Here is a 17,114-nt window from a genome sequence, read left to right as displayed (position 1 = left end):
ATGGCAGGATTAAAGTTTGCTGTTGTCGCTGGCCTGGCGGCGCAGGCGTTCTTCGGCTTCGCGCAGTTCCGGCGTCAGCTCGTCGCCGAAATCTTCTGCTTCGAATACCTGGCGCAGCTCCAGTTCGACGCCGCCATTTGCGTCCAGCGGTGGCCAGCGCTTGACCCATTCGAGCGCTTCCTGCTTTGACTTGACCTGGATCATGGTGAAGCCGGCAATCAATTCCTTGGTTTCGGCGAAGGGGCCGTCGAGCACGGTTGGCTTGCCGCCGGAGAACTTGATGCGCGCGCCCTTGGCGCTGGGTTGCAAGCCTTCGCCGGCCAGCATGACGCCGGCCTGTATCATTTCTTCGTTGTACTTTATCATCGCCGTCAGCAGCTCTTCGCTTGGCATTTCGCCTGCTTCGGTTGCTTTGTCGGCCTTGCGTATGATCATGAATCGCATCTTGAAATCTCCATTGGTTGTGGTTGCCTTACGTAGTCCTTGGCCGCTTAAATCCCGCATCTGCTAACTAGTCGAAGGGCGGAGGCCTGAATCGACAGCCGCGCAATATTTTTTCGAATTATATTTGCTGGCGAGGGATTGCTTGCTAAAGCATTAAATATTGTCTCTTGGTGGCAGCGCTGGACAGCACTACGCGGTTGGACGGCCTAGGTAGTGTACGGGTTCAATCAAAGCCTAGGCAAGTTGATCTGCCAATCAAACCGATCGCTCGTTCAAATTTTTGGCCATGGCCGGAACAATCGAATCCAAGGCTTCGATTGCCGCTTTTTTGGGCACTTCAGCCAATATCGCGCACAACATTAAGCACGACAAAAAAATCCATATAGATCAGTTACATAGAGGATGTTGACAGAGGTTATCAACAGGACTATCCACAGATTCTGTGAATAACTTTGGGTGAATGAGAATTCAATCCGGAATGTTCAGTCAATCACGACGGCCATGAAGACGGTCGACAAACTGAGCAGGGTGAGGCCGAAGATGAAGGCGATATCGGCATATTGTTCGAGACGCGTGCTCTGGCGCGAACGCATCGATGCGTAAGAGAGCACGCCGCTGGTGAGGAACACCAGGCTGTTGAGCGCCAGCAGGTGGCTGAGCCAGATGGCCAGGCCGCTGAATCTTGCGAGTTTGATAATCGACAACGCGGTGATGCAGACGCCGATCATGGTGGCGGAGGAGGGCAGGATGTGCTGCGATAAATTATGGTTCTTTATCGGATTGAACATCACTGCCCCGCTTTCCGTCGTGTGGGATTTAGCCCAGGTTCAAAGGAACGAAGATCTTGTCTTTGTCACGCTGCACCAGCAGGGCGACGTTCTTGCCGGCCTTGCTGACCAGCTGGCGCAGCTGCTCGACGCTGTTGACCGGCTTGCCGTTGAGCGACAGTATCACATCGCCGCGCTGGATGCCGGCCAGCGCCGACGGCCCGCTGGCGTCTTCCACCACCAGTCCGCCGCGGATGCCGACCTGCTGCTGTTCGTCCGGACTGAGTTCGCGCAAGGCCAGGCCCAGTCGTCCCTGTGAATCGCTGCCGTTGTCCTTGCCGGCGATTTTCAGCGGCGTGGCTTCGGTCAGCTTGACGGTCAGGGTCTTGCTTTGGCCGCCGCGGATCACTTCGATCGTGCTGGAAGTACCGGGAGCGGTGTCAGCCACCAGGCTCGGCAGGTCGGCCGAGTGATTGATGGCCTGGCCGTTGAAGCGCAGGATGACGTCGCCTGTCTGCATGCCGCCCTTGTCGGCCGGACTGCCTTTGTCGACCGAGCTGACCAGGGCGCCGGCGGCGCTCTTCAGGCCGAACGATTCGGCCAGGGCCTGGTTGACTTCCTGCACGCTGACGCCAAGATGGCTGCGGGTGACCTTGCCGTGCGCCACCAGCTGCTGTTCGACCTTGGTGGCGACGTCGATCGGAATCGCAAACGACAAGCCCTGGTAGCCGCCGGTCTGGCTGTAGATCTGCGAATTGATGCCGATCACTTCACCCTTGATGTTGAACAGCGGGCCGCCCGAGTTGCCGGGATTGACGGCGACGTCGGTCTGGATGAACGGCACATAAGTGTCGTCCGGCAGCGAGCGTGACTTGGCGCTGACGATGCCGGCGGTGGCGGTGTTTTCAAAGCCGTAAGGCGAGCCTATCGCCAGCACCGGCTCGCCGACGCGGGTCAGGGCCGGATTGCCGATCTGTACCGTCGGCAGGTTCTTGGCATCGATACGGATCACGGCGATGTCGCTTTGCTTGTCGGAGCCCAGCACCTTGGCCTTGAATTCGCGGCGGTCGGTCAGCTTGACGGTGACTTCCGAGGCGCCTTCGACGACGTGGGCGTTGGTCAGGATCAGGCCGTCGGTGCCGATGATGAAACCCGAGCCTTCGCCGCGCATGATTTGTGGATGGCGCGGGATCTGCAGCTGCGGGCCGAAGCGCTTGAAGAATTGTGAAAACGGATCGTTGGGATCGAGGCCGGAGTCGTCATCCTGGTCGGAGACGGCGCTCTGCTTGGCCTTGCCGGTGACGCTGATGTTGACCACCGCCGGGCCGGCGCGCTCGACGATGCTGGAGAAGTCGGTGGCCACGGCGACTGCGGGCGCCGCATTGCCAACCGGCGCCGGACTGGCGACTGGCGCTGTGATGGCCGCCGGCACTGCGGCGTTGGCGTTGTCGATGCCGATATCGCCATTCCTGGAATGCAGGTAAGCGCCGCCGGCGACAAGCAGAACGGCGACGGCGATGGCGCTGCGGTTAAAGGTCAGACGGCTCATGTGTTGCTCCTTCGCTGATGGAATAACACACAGCATAAAGAGCCAGAATTAAAGCAAACTTAAAAAATTCAAAGTTTTTTTGCGAGAGATGTAGGGTGGGCACGCTTTTGTGCCCACCCTACTTCTTGGCAAGCCATGCAGTCCGGCGCCGCTTCAGGCCGGGAAATGCACGCTTGCCAGCAAGCCGTGGCCGGTATTGCGCAGGCTGACGCTGGCCCGGTGGGCGTCGGCGATCTGCTTGACGATCGCCAGGCCGAGGCCGCTGCCGACCGCTTGCGCCTGGCTGCCGGCGGCGCGATAGAAGCGGTCGAACACGCGCTGCAGATCGGCTTGCGGGATGCCCGGGCCGTGGTCTTCCACCGCCAGCGTCACGCCGTTGTCATCGCTGGCGAGCGAGACATCGATGCTGCTGCCGGCGGCACTGTAGCGCAACGCATTGTCGACCAGGTTGTTGAGCAGGATGCGCAGGGCATCGGCATTACCGCTGACGCTGGCCGGGACCTCGGCGCTGATGCCAAGGTCGACCTGGCGCTCGTTGGCGGCCAGTGCGAAATCGCTGACCACGCTGTGCATCAATGGGCCTAGTTCGACGCGGGCGTGGGCTTGTTCAAACGCGCCTGGTTCTTGCCGCGCCAGCGTCAGCAGCTGCTGCAGCAGATGAGTGGCGCGCTCCAGTCCTTGCCTGAGGTCGCCGAAAGCGGCTTGCCGTTCGCTGTCGTTGCCGGCACGTTCGGCCAGCTGCACTTGCAGCCGCAGGGCGGTCAGCGGCGTGCGCAATTCGTGCGCGGCGTCGGCGACGAAGGCGCGCTGGGCGTTGATCGATTGTCCGAGGCGCGCCAGCAGATCGTTCAAGGCTTGCGTCAGCGGCTGGATTTCCTGCGGCAGGGTGGCGTCCGGGATCGCCGACAGCGCATGCATGTCGCGCGCCTGTACTTCGGCGGCGGCGCGCTTGATCGGCGCCAGGCCACGGCTGACCGCGATCCAGATCAGGATGCCAAGCAAGGGAAACAGCAGCAGCAAGGGCGTCACGGTCTTGACCGCCATCTGCGCGGCGATCTGGTTGCGCGCGCTTTGCGGTTGCGCGATTTGCACCACAGTGTTGCCGATCTGTGCGCTGTAGACCCGCCACAGGCCGCTTCGCAGGCGGACGTCGGTGAAACCCAGTTCGGCCTGCAGGGGCAGGAAATCCTGGGCATGCGAGTGATAGATGACGACCCCGGTGTTGTCCCAGATCTGGATCATGATCTGGTCATCCAGCTGCGGACCGCCGACGCTGCCGTCGATGATCGGTGGAAACGCCTGGCGCGGCAGCGATGCGACAATCTGCCGCATCTGGTAATCGAACAGCTCGTTAGCTTCGCCGCGCGCCTGGAAGTACAGCGCCAGCCCGGCCAGCAGGATACCGCCGCCCAGGCCGACGGCGAGCCAGCGCAGCAGGCTCTTGCGGATCGACGGTAGCGACGGCGTGGTTTTCATTTCGCCACCATGTAGCCGATGCCGCGCACGTTCTTGATGAAATTGCTGCCCAGCTTCTTGCGCAAGGCGTGGATGTAGACTTCGACTGCATTGCTTTCTATGCTGTCGTCCCAGCCGTACATTTTTTCTTCCAGCTGGGCGCGCGACAGCACCACGCCGGGACGGTCCAGGAAAGCGCGCAGCAAGGCAAATTCGCGCGCCGACAGGTTGACTTGCTGGCCATCCAGCGTGACTTCATGGGTGGCGGGATTGAGGACCAGGCCGCCCAGTTCGACCAGTGGTTCGGCGCGTCCCGACTGCCGCCGCAGCAGCGCGCGGATACGCGCCGCCAGTTCTTCCAGGTCGAAGGGCTTGACCAGGTAGTCGTCGGCGCCGGCGTCGAGCCCGGCCACGCGGTCCGACACCGCATCGCGCGCGGTCAGGATCAGCACCGGGATCTGGTTGCCGCCGGCGCGCAGCGACTTCAGCACTTCCAGGCCGTTCTTGCGCGGCAGGCCGAGGTCGAGCAGCAGCAGTTGATAGTCTTCTTGCGCCAGTGCGCTCAGCGCGGCGACGCCGTCTTGCACCCAGTCCAGTGCAAAGCCGTCCTGGCGCAAACCCTTGCGTACGGCTTCGCCTACCATCAGGTCGTCTTCTACCAACAGCAAACGCATCGGTCCGGCTCCTTAGAAAAAAATGCGGGCGCGCTTCCTGCGAAATCATGCGGCCGCCAATGGCAGCAGTTTAGCCGGATTGAATTAAATGATTCTTAAACAAATCGCGCCACGCCCCGAAACGGCCTGTGCCGTCATCTGAGCATGGAGAAAAAACCGATACAGATCAGCTACTTAGCTAAACCGTTAGGGAGTTATCAACAGGACTGTCCACAAAATCTGTGGGTAAGTATACAGAGTGAAACTGAGCAGCGATAAAATTCCCTTACAGATCAAGCACTTAAGGGAATTGAGCGGTAGTTATCAACAATGCTGTCCACACAATCTGTGGGTAAGTAGGCAGGGAAAAGGGAATTAGAAGCGGAAATCTAATGGCCGATATTGTCAATTCTTAATTGTTGCCACGTGCCAATATTCGCCCGGGCATGCCTTTGCTGCCGCCCGCTGAACGCCAGCTGCGCTCAGCGGACGACCTCGGCCTATTCCGTTGCCGGCGCTTCACCGCAACTTGCGCCGGACCTCCCAAATGATCCAAAGATGGCAAGACAAAACAAGGAATCCAGCAATGAAAACTCTGTTTGTATTTTGTGCTTTGTGTTCGAATATGGCGCTGGCGCAAGTCGCCGCCGATGTAAAACCCGATCCCGCTTATACCCATCACCTGTCCTCGTCGGGGCCGTTGTCCAAGGAACAGCTGCTGAAACAGAAGCCGGCCAAGATGCCGGTCAAGACCCCAGCTGGACGCAGCCTGGCCGCCGGCGCTGCCGTCAACGCCGCCAGCACCAGCACCTACACCTATTTGCGCTGCTGGTACCGCACCGGCAGCGATCCGACCAAGCCGACCACCACCTATGCCTGGGGCCTGGATCCGTCCAGCGGCGATTATTACCGCATCAACGGCTACTGGTGGGCGGGTGGTTTGCTGAACTGGGAAAACATGTTCTACAGCGATACCAGCCAGGCGACCCTGCAATCGGTATGCAAAAGCACGCTCAACGCCAAGGGCATCAGCCAGCCGGTGGCGCTGGTCGCCGCCGCCGACAATGCGTTGTCGTTCAACTACACGGTCTGGACCAACGACAGCGTGACGCAGAGCGGCATCAACAAGATCGTCGCCTTCGGCGACAGCCTGTCCGACAACCAGAATATCTTCAACGCCTCGAACTGGAATTTGCCGAATTCCAGCAGCTGGTTCCTCGGCCGCTTCAGCAACGGCAACAACTGGGTCGAATATTTCGCCAACAACCTGCAACTGCCTCTGTATAACTGGGCGATCGGTGGCGCCGGCGTCGACACCCAGCAACTGGTGATTCCGGGCGTGATCCAGCAAGTGCAGTCGTACGTCAGCTATATGCAGAAGGCGCAGAACTACCAGCCGCAAAACACCTTGTTCACTTTGCTAATCGGCGGCAACGACCTGGTCAATTACAACAGCACCGTGGACCAGGTCATCAGTGGCGAAACCCAGGCCCTGCAAAGCCTGATCCAGTCCGGCGCCCGCAATATCCTGCTGCTGAAACTGCCTGACGTTTCCAAGGCGCCGGTGTTCGGCATCAAGACCACCGGCCCGACGGTCGCGGCGCAGGTGATCGACCTCAACAACCGCCTGACGGCGCTGGTCGCTACGCTGCAGGCGCAATACGGCAGCAGCCTGCACATCCAGCTGTACGATACCTATGCCTTGTTCAATGATCTGCTGGCTAACCCGGCCAAATACCAGGTCAGCAACACCACCCAGTCCTGCCTCAACATCAATACCGATTCCAGCACGAACTACCTGAGCAAGCAGAGTGCGCGCTCACAGTGCGGCAATCCGGATAGTTTTGTGTTCTGGGATACCTTGCATCCAACCACGCATACGCACAAATTGCTGGCCGATGCGGTGACGGCGTTCTACCGGGCCAACCTGCAACCTTAAGCGTTTTGTTAAGCGCCAATAGGTAGCTGGCGAGGTAGCCAGCGGCGGGAAGCGGCTCGGCAGATCTGCGCCAGGCCGCTTCCCGCTTCAGTTCAGATATACAACATCGACGTTGCCGCTGGCGCCGTGCTTGCGCCGTTCATCTTGGGCTGAGCGCAAGGAAAACGGCCGCGTGCCGCAAACCGCAGGCAGCGACGTAAAATACGTATCTGAATCCTGATCGAGAAGCACATGACACAAACATCACATAATCATCTGCACGGCGTCACGCTGGAGGCGATGCTGACCGAGCTGGTCGCGCATTACGGCTGGGAAGGCCTGGGCCAGCGCATCGACATCCGCTGTTTCAAGAGCGACCCCAGCATCAAGTCCAGCCTGAACTTCCTGCGCAAGACGGAGTGGGCGCGCGAGAAAGTGGAAGCCTTGTACGTCGGCATGCGGCGGGCGATGAAATGAGAATTCTGAAAATAGGGTAAAGTTTTGTCGCGGCCGTGTGGATTGCCGGCGGCAAGGAATTGCTTGTTGCGCCATTTCAAGAAACCCGGATAGTCCCTGTTCATGGCGCTCGTTGATCTGATGCTTCGCTTATCGCCCGAAGGAAGAACCAGCATGCGCAATGTGATCTATAAGACCGTGGTCCTGAAGGCGTCGGCGGAAGCGCTGTTCGACATGTATCTCGATCCGCAGCTGCACCAGGCCATCACCGGTGCGCCGGTCGCCATCGGCGCTGAAGCTGGCGACACCTTTCAGGCCTTCGACGGCGCCCTCAGCGGCGTCATGCTGCAGGTGGTCAAGCCGCGCCTGATCGTGCAGACCTGGCGCTCGCCGGCATTCGGCGCCGACGAGCCGGACTCCATCCTGTTCCTCTCTTTCCATCCGCAGGGCGAGCATGGCCGTATCGACCTGGTGCACCTGGACGTCCCCGAGCAGGACTACGAAGACGTCAAGAAAGGCTGGCGCGAAAAGTATTTCGAGCCCTGGCGCGAGTTCCTGGCCAATGAATGGTCGACCACGCGCTAAGGCTATCCCGCCGTTCCCCTAAAACAGCGCTACCGTCGCCTGCAAGCCCTTCATTTGCGCGGCATGGTCGATCGCCGCTTCCAGCGCGGAAAAGGCGAAGGTCTTCAGCTCCACCGCATCCAGCGGCAACAGTCCGGCCCGCAGCAGCGCCAGCAGCGCGCGGTAGTCGGCCGCGGTGTACATGAAGTTGCCGATCAGTTCCCAGTTATTGAGCAGCATGGCGCCGTACGGCAGCGGCAGATCCACCTGCATGCTGCCCATCAGTACTAGTCGGCCGCCGCGTCCCAGGCTATGCAGCAGCGCCAGGGTGCTGCCGGCGTCGGCGGCCTGGCCGACCATGTCCAGGCCCAGCGCGACGCCGCCGCCGGCAGCGGCGCGGATGGCCGCGGCATCGCCGGCAACATCGCCGGTCAGCGTCACCGCCAGCACCCGCCCTTTACCCAAGTCAACCAGCTGCTGCAATGCCTGCGCATTGCGGCCGAGCGCAATCACCCGGGCGGCGCCCATGGCCAGCGCGGCCAGCACGGCGGCCGAGCCGAAATAGCCGCCGGCGCCGTTGATCGCCACCGTTTCGCCGGCGCTCAGGCGGCCGCGGCGCAAGCCGCCGAAAGGGACGATGAACTTCGCCAGCAGCGCCAGCCGCTCTGGCGCCACATGATCGAGCCCGTCCAGCGGCAGCAGCGTGGAGGCGGGAAAGTCGGCGATTTCACGCCAGCTGCCGTGGGGATATTCCGCTAGCATGGGCGCGCTGTCGGCGCTGATGCCGGTCAGGCCGATCAATACCTGCGGCGCTTCCGCCACGGCTTCATCGGCGATCCAGTAGGGATTGAGGGCAACCCGTTGTCCCGGCCGCAGCGATTGCACGCCGGCGCCGACCGCGACGATACGGCCGATGCCGTTGGTGCCCGGCGTAAAAGGGCTAGGCGGATAAGCATAGGGCAGCTTGCCTTGCAGGTAGTTGCGGGTATAGCTCAGCAGCGGCACAGCTTCCATGCGCACCAGCGCGGCGCCGGCGCGTAATTCTGGTTGCGCCGCATCTTGCAGCGCCAGGGTCAATTCGTTGCGGTTGAAGATCCATGCGTTCATGCTGCTCTCCTGTGGGGTGGTGAAGACGATAATTGAACTTTAAGGCGTGCCAACGTATATTTGAAATCAATTAATGGTATAGGACCTATCAATGTGATTGATCTTCGCGGGATAGACTTGAATTTGCTGGTGTCGCTCGACGCCCTGCTGGAAGAGTGCAATGTGACCAAGGCGGCGGCGCGCCTGCACCTGACCCAGCCGGCGGTGTCGACCCAGCTGGCGCGCTTGCGCAAGGTGTTCGATGATCCCTTGCTGATACCGGCCGACAGCGGCCGCGGCATGACCCCGAGTGCGCGCGCGCTGGGCTTGATTGCGCCGCTGCACGCCGCGCTCAGCGACCTGCAGACGGTGGTCAGGCAGCGTCCCGCCTTCGATCCCTTGCAGGACAACCGCCGCTTCGTGATTGCCGCCAACGACAACGCCACCGCCGTGCTCGGCCTGCGCCTGATGGAACAGTTGCCGCAGCTGGCCGGCGACGGCGTCAGGCTCGCTTTCGTCAGCGCCGATCAGCGCCAGGTGGCGCAGCAGCTGGAACGCTCGGAGATCGACCTGCTGCTGGGTTCGGAACGCATGGTGCCGGCTGTCATGAAAGCGCGGAAAATCTATGATGAGCATTTTGTCATGGCACAGCGCAAAGGCCATCCACGCGGCATCGGCGCGCTCGACCTCGATCAGTACTGCGGCCTGAAGCATGTGCTGGTGTCCACCAGCGGCGGCAGCTTTCACGGTTTCATGGACGAGCATCTGGAATTGCTGGGACGGCAGCGCGAGGTCATGCTATCCGTGCAGAATTTCACGCTGGTGCCGGACTTGTTGTGCAACAGCGACTATGTGGCGACCTTGCCCAGCCGTTTTTTACAGCGCCATCGCGATCGCCTGGATGGCTTTGCCTTGCCGTTCCCGGCGCGCGGATTTTCCCTGTTCGCTTGCTGGCACCCGCGCAATCAGAACGATCCCGCCTTGCTATGGCTGCGCGACGCCATTGCGGCGCTGGCATGATTACTTTAATGCTATCGAAAACGCATTGTCGATTAGTAAATGAATGACAGGATTCCCGATTTGTAAACCTGTTAAATGTGACAGGTGTGGCGGCAGCGGATTCTTACTAGAATGAGTTGTCTATCGGAGCCTATCCTCTCCTATGTTGATATTTAGCCCGCTGCCGCAAGGTGGCGGGCTTTTTTTATCTGCCGCCTTTTCCGCATGTTTTTTCAGCAGCCGCAAAGATTGCGCGCGCTTTTGCTTCCGCTTAAGATCTGCCATTGCTCGATGCCATGACTGCAACGTGCGCCATCACCGGAAAATTGCATGCAAAAAATCAAGACTAACTTATCCGCCTTGTTTCTGTTCGGCTGTGCCTTGCTGCTGGCCGGCTGCGCTTCCTTGTCGACGTCGATTTCGCAGTTTGAGCAGGGTAACTATATCGCCAGTATCAAATCGACAATTGTTTATCTGGACGATAAATACAAGAAGGCCGGCTACGACGACAGCGATGAACGCAACGGTATCCGCGAACGTTTCCGGATTATCGAATCCAGCTATGAATCGACCATCAGGAGTGTTGGCGATCGCGATTACGACAAGAAAATCGCTGCCTATTCAGCTTTGTTGGAAATTCGCACTTTGCTGGCCAGCAGAAGCTATTACGCAAAATATACCGATTTGCCGGATCGCTACACCGAACGAGGGCTGCGCGAAAATCTGGCTGGCCAGTACTACCTGAAAGCCAGCGTTGCGGCCGCCGTCAAGGACAACCGCCAGGCCGCCATCGGCTTTGCCGCCGCTGCCGACACGTTTCAACAATATGGTCTCTACAAAGACGCCGCCAAGCTGGCCGATAAATACAAGTTCGCCGCCGACAATCAGGACGCCGGCGAATTCTACCGGCAGGGCCAGGACCTGGTGGCGCGCAACCAGCAGCGCAGCCGCGCCCTGTACCGCGACGCCAGCCAGGCTTTTTACAATGCCTATACAGTTTACCGCGACCATGGCGCCTACAAGGATGCGCAAACGCTGGCCGACAAATACCGCGCCATGGGCACGGTGGTGCTGCAGGTCAGCAGCAACGAACCCAACAGCGACATCACCCGCAGCGTGCTGGCCCTGTTCGATCTTGGTTTCACCCGCTTCCAGTACCAGAGCGGCGGCACGGCCGATCTCGGCATGTACCTGAACACTTCCTATCTCTACTATCCGCCCAAGGTGCGGCAATATGTGGAAGCGGTGAGCGAGAACGTCGACGTCAAGAACCAGGACGGCACAACGTCGGTGCGCACCTATCGTTTCAATCGCAGGGTGATGGTGGAAGAAAATTCCATGCAGATCACTCTGGACCTGTCGGTAACCCGGGTACCGAACCTGGACCTGCGCTATAACGAAGTGGCTGAAAGCCGCCGCACCACGATCAGCTACTACGGCGATGTGCCGGGCAACGGCCGCTACGGCTATCGCACTGAAGGATATCTGATGGGCCGCGACCAGCTATGGCAGGCCGCGCAGGCTCAGCTGATCAACCGCCTCAACAGCGACAACCGGATCCGCATGATCCAGGACGATATCCGCAATTTCTGAGTGCCGCATGGCTTCGCGCGGCGCCAATAATCTGCCGTGCATCCTGCTAAACTAGTGGATTCGGCATGCCGCCATTCTTTCCGCTTATTTTTTATTGACTATGACTTCGATCCGCGGCCCATCCTTTCAGCTAGTCGACCAGATCGACGCCGAACAGCTTCAGCGCGACGGCGGCTTTGGCGCGCGTACCCGGCCGCTGCTGGTGAAAGGGGCATTGCGCAACTGGCCGGCGCAGCGCAACTGGTCGTTCGAACAGATGGCGGCGCTGCGTTACAAGGACGGCGGCGCGCCGCAGGTGAAATTCCAGAATGGCCTGGTGGAGCAGGGCCAGACCCGGCATCGGCCGGTGATGCCGGTCGGCCCCTATCTGCAGGAGTTGGCGCAACTGGCCGCGCAGCCATTGGCGGACGATGTCGGCCTGCTGCCGGACCGCCGGCGCCACCAGCTGGCGGCCGGAGAGGAATTTTTTCTCGACTGGTCGCACATGCAATCGTTCCAGCCTGACCGCATGTATCTGGCGCAATGGAATATCCTCGACGAATTCCCGGCGCTGCGCCACGATTTCTCGATCAAGGATTTGTGGCCGGGCTGGCGCTGGACCTGGGAATACGTGTTCATGGGGCCGGCCAACACCGTCACCGGGCTACATTACGATTTCCCGCATAATTGGTTTTGCCAGGTGCGCGGCAGCAAGGAGTTCATCCTGTTCCCGCCGGAGAATACGCCGCACATGTGCATCTCGCAGAAGTTCGACTGGGGTGCGATCCTGAGCGATATCAATATCTCGCGCCTGGATCAGCAGCCTGAGCAGCTCAAGGAATTTGAAAAGACCCAGGGTTTGTATGCCAGGGTGGAAGCGGGCGATGCCTTGTTCATTCCCAAACGGACCTGGCATGCGGTGGTGGCGCTGGAGCCGTCGATCAGCCTCGGCGTGTTTGGCCTGACGGCGCCGGAAGTCTTGTTCGGCGGCGTGCCGAACGAGATCAAGCATATCTTCCACAAAATGCATCTGTACCGCTGGGGTAATTGCACCTGCCATAAATTCTAGGTTGTTCAGATTCCTCTGCAAGTAAAGGAGGAGACTCTCCTGCATGGCTTGCCAAGAGGTAGGGTGGGCACGTTTTTGTGCCCACGCTGTATCGGTATCCGCGTGGGCACAAAAACGTGCCCACCCTACACGCAGGGGTAATTGCACCTGCCATAAATTCTAGCGCCGTATTTCCCGCGGCAAGCGTGGTTTCCTGCGAGGACAGTAGATTGATGAAGACGCAACACGCGCATCTGTTTCTCTGGCGCGGCCGCTCACTGGTGATCGGTCCCGGTATCGACTCAAAATTCCACGCGCATTTCGCCACCCAGCTGACCTGGGGGCTGGACGCGCCGTTCCAGGCGCGCTTGTCGCCCGATCAGCCGTGGACCACCACACGCGCCGCCATTTTTTCATCCAACCAGCCGCACCAGATCCATTGCGAATCTACGCTATTGGCGCACTTGTTCATCGAATTGCCGCAACGCTCGCCGGCGGCGCACAGCGTGCTGCAGGCCGACTATGGAAATACCGCGGGTTTCGCGGCGGTGCGCGACAGTCTTGCCTTGGCGCGCCATGGCAAGCTTGATTTGCCACGCGCTGAACAGCTGACTCAGGACTGGCTGGCATGCAGCAGCTTGTACCAGCTTGCGCGGCCTGGTTTCGACCAGCGTATCAGCCAGGCGCTCGCCGCCATCGCCACCCATCCGCGCGACTCCCTCAACGGCGCCGCGCTGGCGGCGAGCGTGCATTTATCGGCCAGTCGTTTTACCCATCTGTTCCGGCAGCAGACCGGGTTGTCGCTGTCGCGCTATCTGCTGTGGTCGCGCCTGATGGCGGCGGTGCAAGCGGTCGCCGGCGGCGCCAATATGACCGACGCCGCCCATAGCGCCGGTTTTGCCGACCTGGCCCACATGAGCCGCACTTTCCGTAATACCTTCGGCGTCGTGCCCTCGGAACTGCAAAAGATGGCGATTGCGTTCAAGCAAGAGGAAAAATGATGGTCTAAGATGGTCGTATACCAAGAATGGAGACCGTCATGAACCAGACTACTCAAGCGCAAACAGGCAGGGCTATCGACAGCCTGCTTGCCAAATATTCTGAAAGCCACCTGAATCCGGTCAATGAAGTGATCCACTTCATTTGCGTACCGGTGATCGTCTTCACGCTGCTGGGTTTGCTGTGGGCGATCCATCCGTGGGTGGCGCTGGCCGGCGCGTTGGCCGCCATGCTGTATTATTTTTCGCTGTCGGCGCCGCTGGCCGTCGGCATGCTGCTGATGTCGGCCGCGATGCTGGTGCTGCTCTATGTGCTGCCGCCGCAGTGGGTGCTGCCGCTGTCGATCACGGTGTTTGTGCTGGCCTGGATCGGGCAGTTCGTCGGCCACAAGATCGAAGGCAAGAAACCGTCCTTCTTCGATGACCTGCGCTTTCTGCTGATCGGCCCGCTGTTCGTGCTGGGCTTCCTCTACCGCCGCCTGCATATCGCCTATTGATGGCCAGAATCGCGGTGTTCGGCGCCGGTTCGATCGGCGTCTATATCGGCGCCTCGCTGCATGCCGTCGGCGCCGATGTGGTCATGATAGGGCGCGCCCGCATGCGCCAGCAGATCGCCGAGCAGGGCGTGCTGCTGAGCGATCTCGAGGGCCGTCGGCAGCAACTGGCCGCGGCCGGCTTCCCTTATCAGGAAAATCCTTTCGCGCTGACGGATGCGCAGCTGATCCTGGTCACGGTGAAGAGCGCCGACAGCGCCGCTGCCGGCGCCGTCATTGCGCAGCACGCGAGGCCTTCGGCGCTGGTGGTCAGCCTGCAAAATGGCGTTGGCAATGCCGCTGCCTTGCGCAGCGCCTTGCCTGGCTGGCAGGTATTGGCGGGCATGGTGCCGTTCAACGTGGTGCAGATGGAGGGCAGCCGTTTTCATCGCGGCAGCGGCGGCCAGCTGATGATCGAAGCCAGCCCCGCGCTGGCGCCATGGCAAGCCGTCTTCAGCCAAGTCCATTTGCCGATCCAGCCCTGCGCCGACTTTGACGCTGTCCAATGGGGCAAGCTGCTGCTGAACCTCAACAATGCCGTCAATGCGCTGTCCGGCCTGCCGCTTAAAAACCAGCTGTCGCAGCGCGCCTACCGGCGCTGCCTGGCTTTGCTGATCGAGGAAGCGCTGCAGTTGCTGCGCGCCGCCGGCATCCGTCCGGCAAAAATCGCCAAGGTTGCGCCGCAATTGCTGCCGCTGCTGTTGCGTTTGCCCGATGCGGTTTTCACGCGGGTAGCCGCAGCCATGCTGAAAATCGATCCGCAAGCACGCTCTTCCATGTGGGAAGACCTGCAGGCAGGGCGCCTGACCGAGGTCGATTACCTGAACGGCGCAATCGTCGGCCTGGCGCAGTCACTGGGCAAGGATGCGCCGGCCAACCGCCGGATGACGGCGCTGATCCATGCCGCCGAGGGCGCGGCGTTGCCATCTTGGCAGGGGGATGCGCTATATCAGGCATTGCGCATCAGATAAGAAATTCTTGGAGAAGTGAACGTAAAGGCGTAGATTGGCTCGAAGCTAGGCCGTTGTATCCGTGATCCATTTTGTTCATGCAGTGCTTACGAAAGGTCCGATATATGAAGAAGCTATTGAGCGTGCTGGCGCTGTTGCTGGCGATTGCCCCTGTTGCGCATGCGCAGGATGAGCCAAGGCGGCCGCAGCCAGGCATGGGGTTGGAAGGGCATCCTGACGCCAGGAATGACCGCCGTCCGGAATCTTTTTACGATGGTAAAAATCGCGTGAACACGCACAGTGTGATGCGTTGCAAGGATGGCGCCATGCGCAAGGCGCGCGCAGATGCCTGCCGCGGCCATAATGGCATGCGCAAGTGATTAGAGATATATAAATATAGAATATCTGTTATCAGGTAAATAAAGCAGACATGCATGCTGCGTCGCCATATAGTTACACCTGTCTCCTCCAACACCTCCTAAGGTTTGGATTCAGCCCGCAACCGCAAGGTGAGCGGGCTTTTTTTTGCCTGTGGCAAATGTACAGCGCATGCATGGCTCCGCCGAAGCTTTAGCGACATATAAGCTGCGCGTGCGACCCTGTCATAGGCAGCGACTAAAACTTCATGAAAATCAAATACTTGGTTTTTTACTGTGAGGTTATCAACAGGCTTGCGCACAATTTCTGTGGGTAACTTGGTGAGGGCAGATTTGTTACAGGCAATAAAAAGCCCCGCAGGCGGCGGGGCTAGTCGGTACTGCGGGCGCTCTGGATTCAGAAGCGCAGGAAAGAACCGCTCATTCTTTTGTACGGTGCGCTCCAGATTGCCAGGATCTTGTCGAGCAGACCTGGCTCTTGCTGAACTGCGCTCTTGTTGCTGAACTTGCGTGCGTCCAGACGCGCTTGCGCCTGCATGCTGTGTGCGATGGAACGTGCCGACATCGGCAGTGGAGGAGAGATCATAATATGCCCTTTCATTTCGTCTTCTATGTTGCAATGCAGTATAGACATGTTGAAATGACTAATCCAATTTCAGTTTCACATACGAGTCATTCAATTTATGAATATCATCATGCGTTGATGTAGCAAGCACGCCCATATGCTGTTGCCGCATATGTATATAGCTGACATATTGGCAGCAGACAATTTTCGTGCTGTAATGCAGCAAGCCTCACTGCATTCGGTCAGGCGGCCTAACCCAACTGTCGGAAACGGAGAAAACCATGAAAAAACTGTCAGCTCTGGCATTGCTCGCTTGTTGCTTTGCTTTTAATCCAGCATTTGCCGCCAATACGCAGCAAAGCAAGATGGCAACCTGCAACAAGGACGCCGCCGGCAAAGCAGGCGATGACCGCAAGGCTTTCATGAAAGATTGCCTGAGCACAAAGCCGGCAGCAGCCGCTCCCATGACGCAGCAGGAAAAAATGAAGTCGTGCAACGTCGACGCCAGCGGTAAAAAGGGCGACGACCGCAAGGCATTCATGAAGCAATGCCTGTCGAAACCTAAGGGTTAAGACCGGCTCAAGGCGATCCGCGGCGCCGCATCGGCGCCGCAAGAAAAAGCCCCGTCTGGTACGGGGCTTTTTTGATTTTCATTTTGTTACCAATTTGCCGCCTCGCAGCGGGAATTAATGTTTACTATGCAAAGTCGAACCCTGCACGCACCTTATAAGGAAAACCACATGAAAAAATTAGCGCTCACCCTGACTCTCGGCCTCGCTTGCGTCGTGGCCAACGCCGCCGACTGGCAATCCGTCGGTTCCAGCGATACTTCCGAGCTGAAGCTGGACCAGGCATCGATCAAGGAAAGCAATGGCATCCGCGAAGCATGGTCGATGTGGAACTTCAAGGAGCCGCGCAAGAACGACGGCGATCCCAAGGCGCTGGCGACTTTCCAGTCCTACCAGGATTTCACCCAATACAATTGCAAGGCCAAGACCCTGCGCCTGAGCAAAGAGATTCTGTTCGCTGAATTGGATGGCGCCGGCGCCAAGGTGGATCATAGCGACGCCCTGAAAGGCGCCACGTTTGTGAAACCGGCCGCCGGCTCAGTGGCCGAAGTGATGATGAATTTCGTCTGCAACTTCCCGCTGGACGGCAAGCCAGCTCCTGCCAAGTAATC

19 protein-coding genes are annotated in these 17,114 nt (G+C 59.5%); 12 read left to right on the top strand and 7 right to left on the bottom strand.

Annotation, left to right across the window (positions count from 1 at the left end; genetic code table 11):
- Positions 1–9 precede the first annotated feature (9 nt).
- The 5 genes from CPter91_RS18770 to CPter91_RS18750 form a co-directional block, all read right to left on the bottom strand.
- Positions 10–444, bottom strand: coding sequence for a YciI family protein (locus CPter91_RS18770; protein ID WP_061942828.1), 435 nt, complete (start codon positions 442–444; stop codon positions 10–12).
- Between the two features lie 482 nt (positions 445–926).
- Positions 927–1,232, bottom strand: a complete 306-nt coding sequence (locus tag CPter91_RS18765; RefSeq protein ID WP_061942826.1) for a hypothetical protein — start codon at positions 1,230–1,232, stop codon at positions 927–929.
- Positions 1,233–1,260: 28 nt separating this feature from the next.
- Positions 1,261–2,760 carry a DegQ family serine endoprotease gene (locus CPter91_RS18760; RefSeq protein ID WP_061942825.1) on the bottom strand — a complete coding sequence of 500 codons (1,500 nt, stop codon included), beginning with the start codon at positions 2,758–2,760 and terminating at the stop codon, positions 1,261–1,263.
- Between the two features lie 153 nt (positions 2,761–2,913).
- Positions 2,914–4,236 (bottom strand): sensor histidine kinase, encoded by a 1,323-nt coding sequence (locus tag CPter91_RS18755; RefSeq protein WP_061942823.1) that lies wholly within the window; start codon positions 4,234–4,236, stop codon positions 2,914–2,916.
- Complete coding sequence (locus CPter91_RS18750) at positions 4,233–4,889, bottom strand: response regulator (RefSeq protein ID WP_061942821.1); 657 nt, start codon at positions 4,887–4,889, stop codon at positions 4,233–4,235. The genes CPter91_RS18755 and CPter91_RS18750 overlap by 4 nt, the downstream gene beginning before the upstream one ends.
- A gap of 565 nt (positions 4,890–5,454) precedes the next feature.
- Here CPter91_RS18750 and CPter91_RS18745 point away from each other — a divergent pair.
- From CPter91_RS18745 to CPter91_RS18735, 3 genes are all read left to right on the top strand, one after another.
- The gene (locus CPter91_RS18745; protein WP_236905858.1) at positions 5,455–6,807 is read left to right on the top strand and encodes an SGNH/GDSL hydrolase family protein; all 1,353 of its coding nucleotides are present in this window, start codon (positions 5,455–5,457) and stop codon (positions 6,805–6,807) included.
- Positions 6,808–7,038: 231 nt separating this feature from the next.
- Positions 7,039–7,263 (top strand): VF530 family protein, encoded by a 225-nt coding sequence (locus tag CPter91_RS18740; protein WP_061942819.1) that lies wholly within the window; start codon positions 7,039–7,041, stop codon positions 7,261–7,263.
- 153 nt (positions 7,264–7,416) lie between these two features.
- Positions 7,417–7,827, top strand: a complete 411-nt coding sequence (locus tag CPter91_RS18735) for an SRPBCC domain-containing protein (protein WP_061942817.1) — start codon at positions 7,417–7,419, stop codon at positions 7,825–7,827.
- A gap of 18 nt (positions 7,828–7,845) precedes the next feature.
- On the opposite strand, the gene CPter91_RS18730 is transcribed toward CPter91_RS18735, so the two are convergent.
- A complete protein-coding gene (locus CPter91_RS18730; protein WP_061942815.1) occupies positions 7,846–8,913 on the bottom strand; it encodes a zinc-binding dehydrogenase in 1,068 nt (355 codons plus the stop codon).
- A gap of 93 nt (positions 8,914–9,006) precedes the next feature.
- Here CPter91_RS18730 and CPter91_RS18725 point away from each other — a divergent pair, with 93 nt between their 5' ends.
- The 7 genes from CPter91_RS18725 (at position 9,007) to CPter91_RS18695 (ending at position 15,372) form a co-directional block, all read left to right on the top strand.
- On the top strand, positions 9,007–9,912 hold the full coding sequence (locus CPter91_RS18725; RefSeq protein WP_061942813.1) for a LysR family transcriptional regulator: 906 nt from the start codon (positions 9,007–9,009) through the stop codon (positions 9,910–9,912).
- Between the two features lie 309 nt (positions 9,913–10,221).
- Positions 10,222–11,484, top strand: coding sequence for a hypothetical protein (locus CPter91_RS18720; RefSeq protein ID WP_061942811.1), 1,263 nt, complete (start codon positions 10,222–10,224; stop codon positions 11,482–11,484).
- Between the two features lie 100 nt (positions 11,485–11,584).
- On the top strand, positions 11,585–12,532 hold the full coding sequence (locus CPter91_RS18715) for a cupin-like domain-containing protein (RefSeq protein WP_061942809.1): 948 nt from the start codon (positions 11,585–11,587) through the stop codon (positions 12,530–12,532).
- Positions 12,533–12,744: 212 nt separating this feature from the next.
- The gene (locus CPter91_RS18710; RefSeq protein ID WP_061942807.1) at positions 12,745–13,512 is read left to right on the top strand and encodes a helix-turn-helix transcriptional regulator; all 768 of its coding nucleotides are present in this window, start codon (positions 12,745–12,747) and stop codon (positions 13,510–13,512) included.
- Positions 13,513–13,550: 38 nt separating this feature from the next.
- Complete coding sequence (locus tag CPter91_RS18705) at positions 13,551–14,006, top strand: Mpo1 family 2-hydroxy fatty acid dioxygenase (RefSeq protein WP_061942805.1); 456 nt, start codon at positions 13,551–13,553, stop codon at positions 14,004–14,006.
- Positions 14,006–15,013 carry a 2-dehydropantoate 2-reductase gene (locus CPter91_RS18700; RefSeq protein WP_061942803.1) on the top strand — a complete coding sequence of 336 codons (1,008 nt, stop codon included), beginning with the start codon at positions 14,006–14,008 and terminating at the stop codon, positions 15,011–15,013. Before CPter91_RS18705 ends, CPter91_RS18700 begins: the two co-directional genes overlap by 1 nt.
- Before the next feature lie 104 nt (positions 15,014–15,117).
- Complete coding sequence (locus tag CPter91_RS18695) at positions 15,118–15,372, top strand: hypothetical protein (protein WP_061942801.1); 255 nt, start codon at positions 15,118–15,120, stop codon at positions 15,370–15,372.
- Positions 15,373–15,766: 394 nt separating this feature from the next.
- On the opposite strand, the gene CPter91_RS26650 is transcribed toward CPter91_RS18695, so the two are convergent.
- A complete protein-coding gene (locus tag CPter91_RS26650) occupies positions 15,767–15,970 on the bottom strand; it encodes a hypothetical protein (protein ID WP_150119750.1) in 204 nt (67 codons plus the stop codon).
- A gap of 245 nt (positions 15,971–16,215) precedes the next feature.
- Between CPter91_RS26650 and CPter91_RS18690 the strand changes: the two genes are divergently transcribed.
- Both CPter91_RS18690 and CPter91_RS18685 read left to right on the top strand, forming a co-directional pair.
- Complete coding sequence (locus CPter91_RS18690; RefSeq protein ID WP_061942800.1) at positions 16,216–16,506, top strand: PsiF family protein; 291 nt, start codon at positions 16,216–16,218, stop codon at positions 16,504–16,506.
- A gap of 168 nt (positions 16,507–16,674) precedes the next feature.
- The gene (locus CPter91_RS18685) at positions 16,675–17,112 is read left to right on the top strand and encodes a surface-adhesin E family protein (protein ID WP_061942798.1); all 438 of its coding nucleotides are present in this window, start codon (positions 16,675–16,677) and stop codon (positions 17,110–17,112) included.
- The last annotated feature ends 2 nt before the right edge of the window (positions 17,113–17,114 follow it).

The sequence above is a fragment of the Collimonas pratensis genome (genome assembly GCF_001584185.1).
Lineage (GTDB): Bacteria > Pseudomonadota > Gammaproteobacteria > Burkholderiales > Burkholderiaceae_D > Collimonas > Collimonas pratensis.
This window is presented reverse-complemented; position numbering and strand designations above follow the sequence as displayed.

Excerpts from the sequence above, each read along its gene's own strand:
- CPter91_RS18730 (WP_061942815.1), bottom strand. The coding sequence starts at position 8,913 with ATGAACGCATGGATCTTCAACCGCAACGAATTGACCCTGGCGCTGCAA.
- CPter91_RS18685 (WP_061942798.1), top strand. The coding sequence starts at position 16,675 with ATGAAAAAATTAGCGCTCACCCTGACTCTCGGCCTCGCTTGCGTCGTG.
- CPter91_RS18720 (WP_061942811.1), top strand. The coding sequence starts at position 10,222 with ATGCAAAAAATCAAGACTAACTTATCCGCCTTGTTTCTGTTCGGCTGT.
- CPter91_RS18745 (WP_236905858.1), top strand. The coding sequence starts at position 5,455 with ATGAAAACTCTGTTTGTATTTTGTGCTTTGTGTTCGAATATGGCGCTG.
- CPter91_RS18750 (WP_061942821.1), bottom strand. The coding sequence starts at position 4,889 with ATGCGTTTGCTGTTGGTAGAAGACGACCTGATGGTAGGCGAAGCCGTA.
- CPter91_RS18705 (WP_061942805.1), top strand. The coding sequence starts at position 13,551 with ATGAACCAGACTACTCAAGCGCAAACAGGCAGGGCTATCGACAGCCTG.
- CPter91_RS18765 (WP_061942826.1), bottom strand. The coding sequence starts at position 1,232 with ATGTTCAATCCGATAAAGAACCATAATTTATCGCAGCACATCCTGCCC.
- CPter91_RS18760 (WP_061942825.1), bottom strand. The coding sequence starts at position 2,760 with ATGAGCCGTCTGACCTTTAACCGCAGCGCCATCGCCGTCGCCGTTCTG.
- CPter91_RS18715 (WP_061942809.1), top strand. The coding sequence starts at position 11,585 with ATGACTTCGATCCGCGGCCCATCCTTTCAGCTAGTCGACCAGATCGAC.
- CPter91_RS18700 (WP_061942803.1), top strand. The coding sequence starts at position 14,006 with ATGGCCAGAATCGCGGTGTTCGGCGCCGGTTCGATCGGCGTCTATATC.
- CPter91_RS18770 (WP_061942828.1), bottom strand. The coding sequence starts at position 444 with ATGCGATTCATGATCATACGCAAGGCCGACAAAGCAACCGAAGCAGGC.
- CPter91_RS18740 (WP_061942819.1), top strand. The coding sequence starts at position 7,039 with ATGACACAAACATCACATAATCATCTGCACGGCGTCACGCTGGAGGCG.
- CPter91_RS18755 (WP_061942823.1), bottom strand. The coding sequence starts at position 4,236 with ATGAAAACCACGCCGTCGCTACCGTCGATCCGCAAGAGCCTGCTGCGC.
- CPter91_RS18690 (WP_061942800.1), top strand. The coding sequence starts at position 16,216 with ATGAAAAAACTGTCAGCTCTGGCATTGCTCGCTTGTTGCTTTGCTTTT.
- CPter91_RS26650 (WP_150119750.1), bottom strand. The coding sequence starts at position 15,970 with ATGAAAGGGCATATTATGATCTCTCCTCCACTGCCGATGTCGGCACGT.
- CPter91_RS18735 (WP_061942817.1), top strand. The coding sequence starts at position 7,417 with ATGCGCAATGTGATCTATAAGACCGTGGTCCTGAAGGCGTCGGCGGAA.
- CPter91_RS18695 (WP_061942801.1), top strand. The coding sequence starts at position 15,118 with ATGAAGAAGCTATTGAGCGTGCTGGCGCTGTTGCTGGCGATTGCCCCT.
- CPter91_RS18710 (WP_061942807.1), top strand. The coding sequence starts at position 12,745 with ATGAAGACGCAACACGCGCATCTGTTTCTCTGGCGCGGCCGCTCACTG.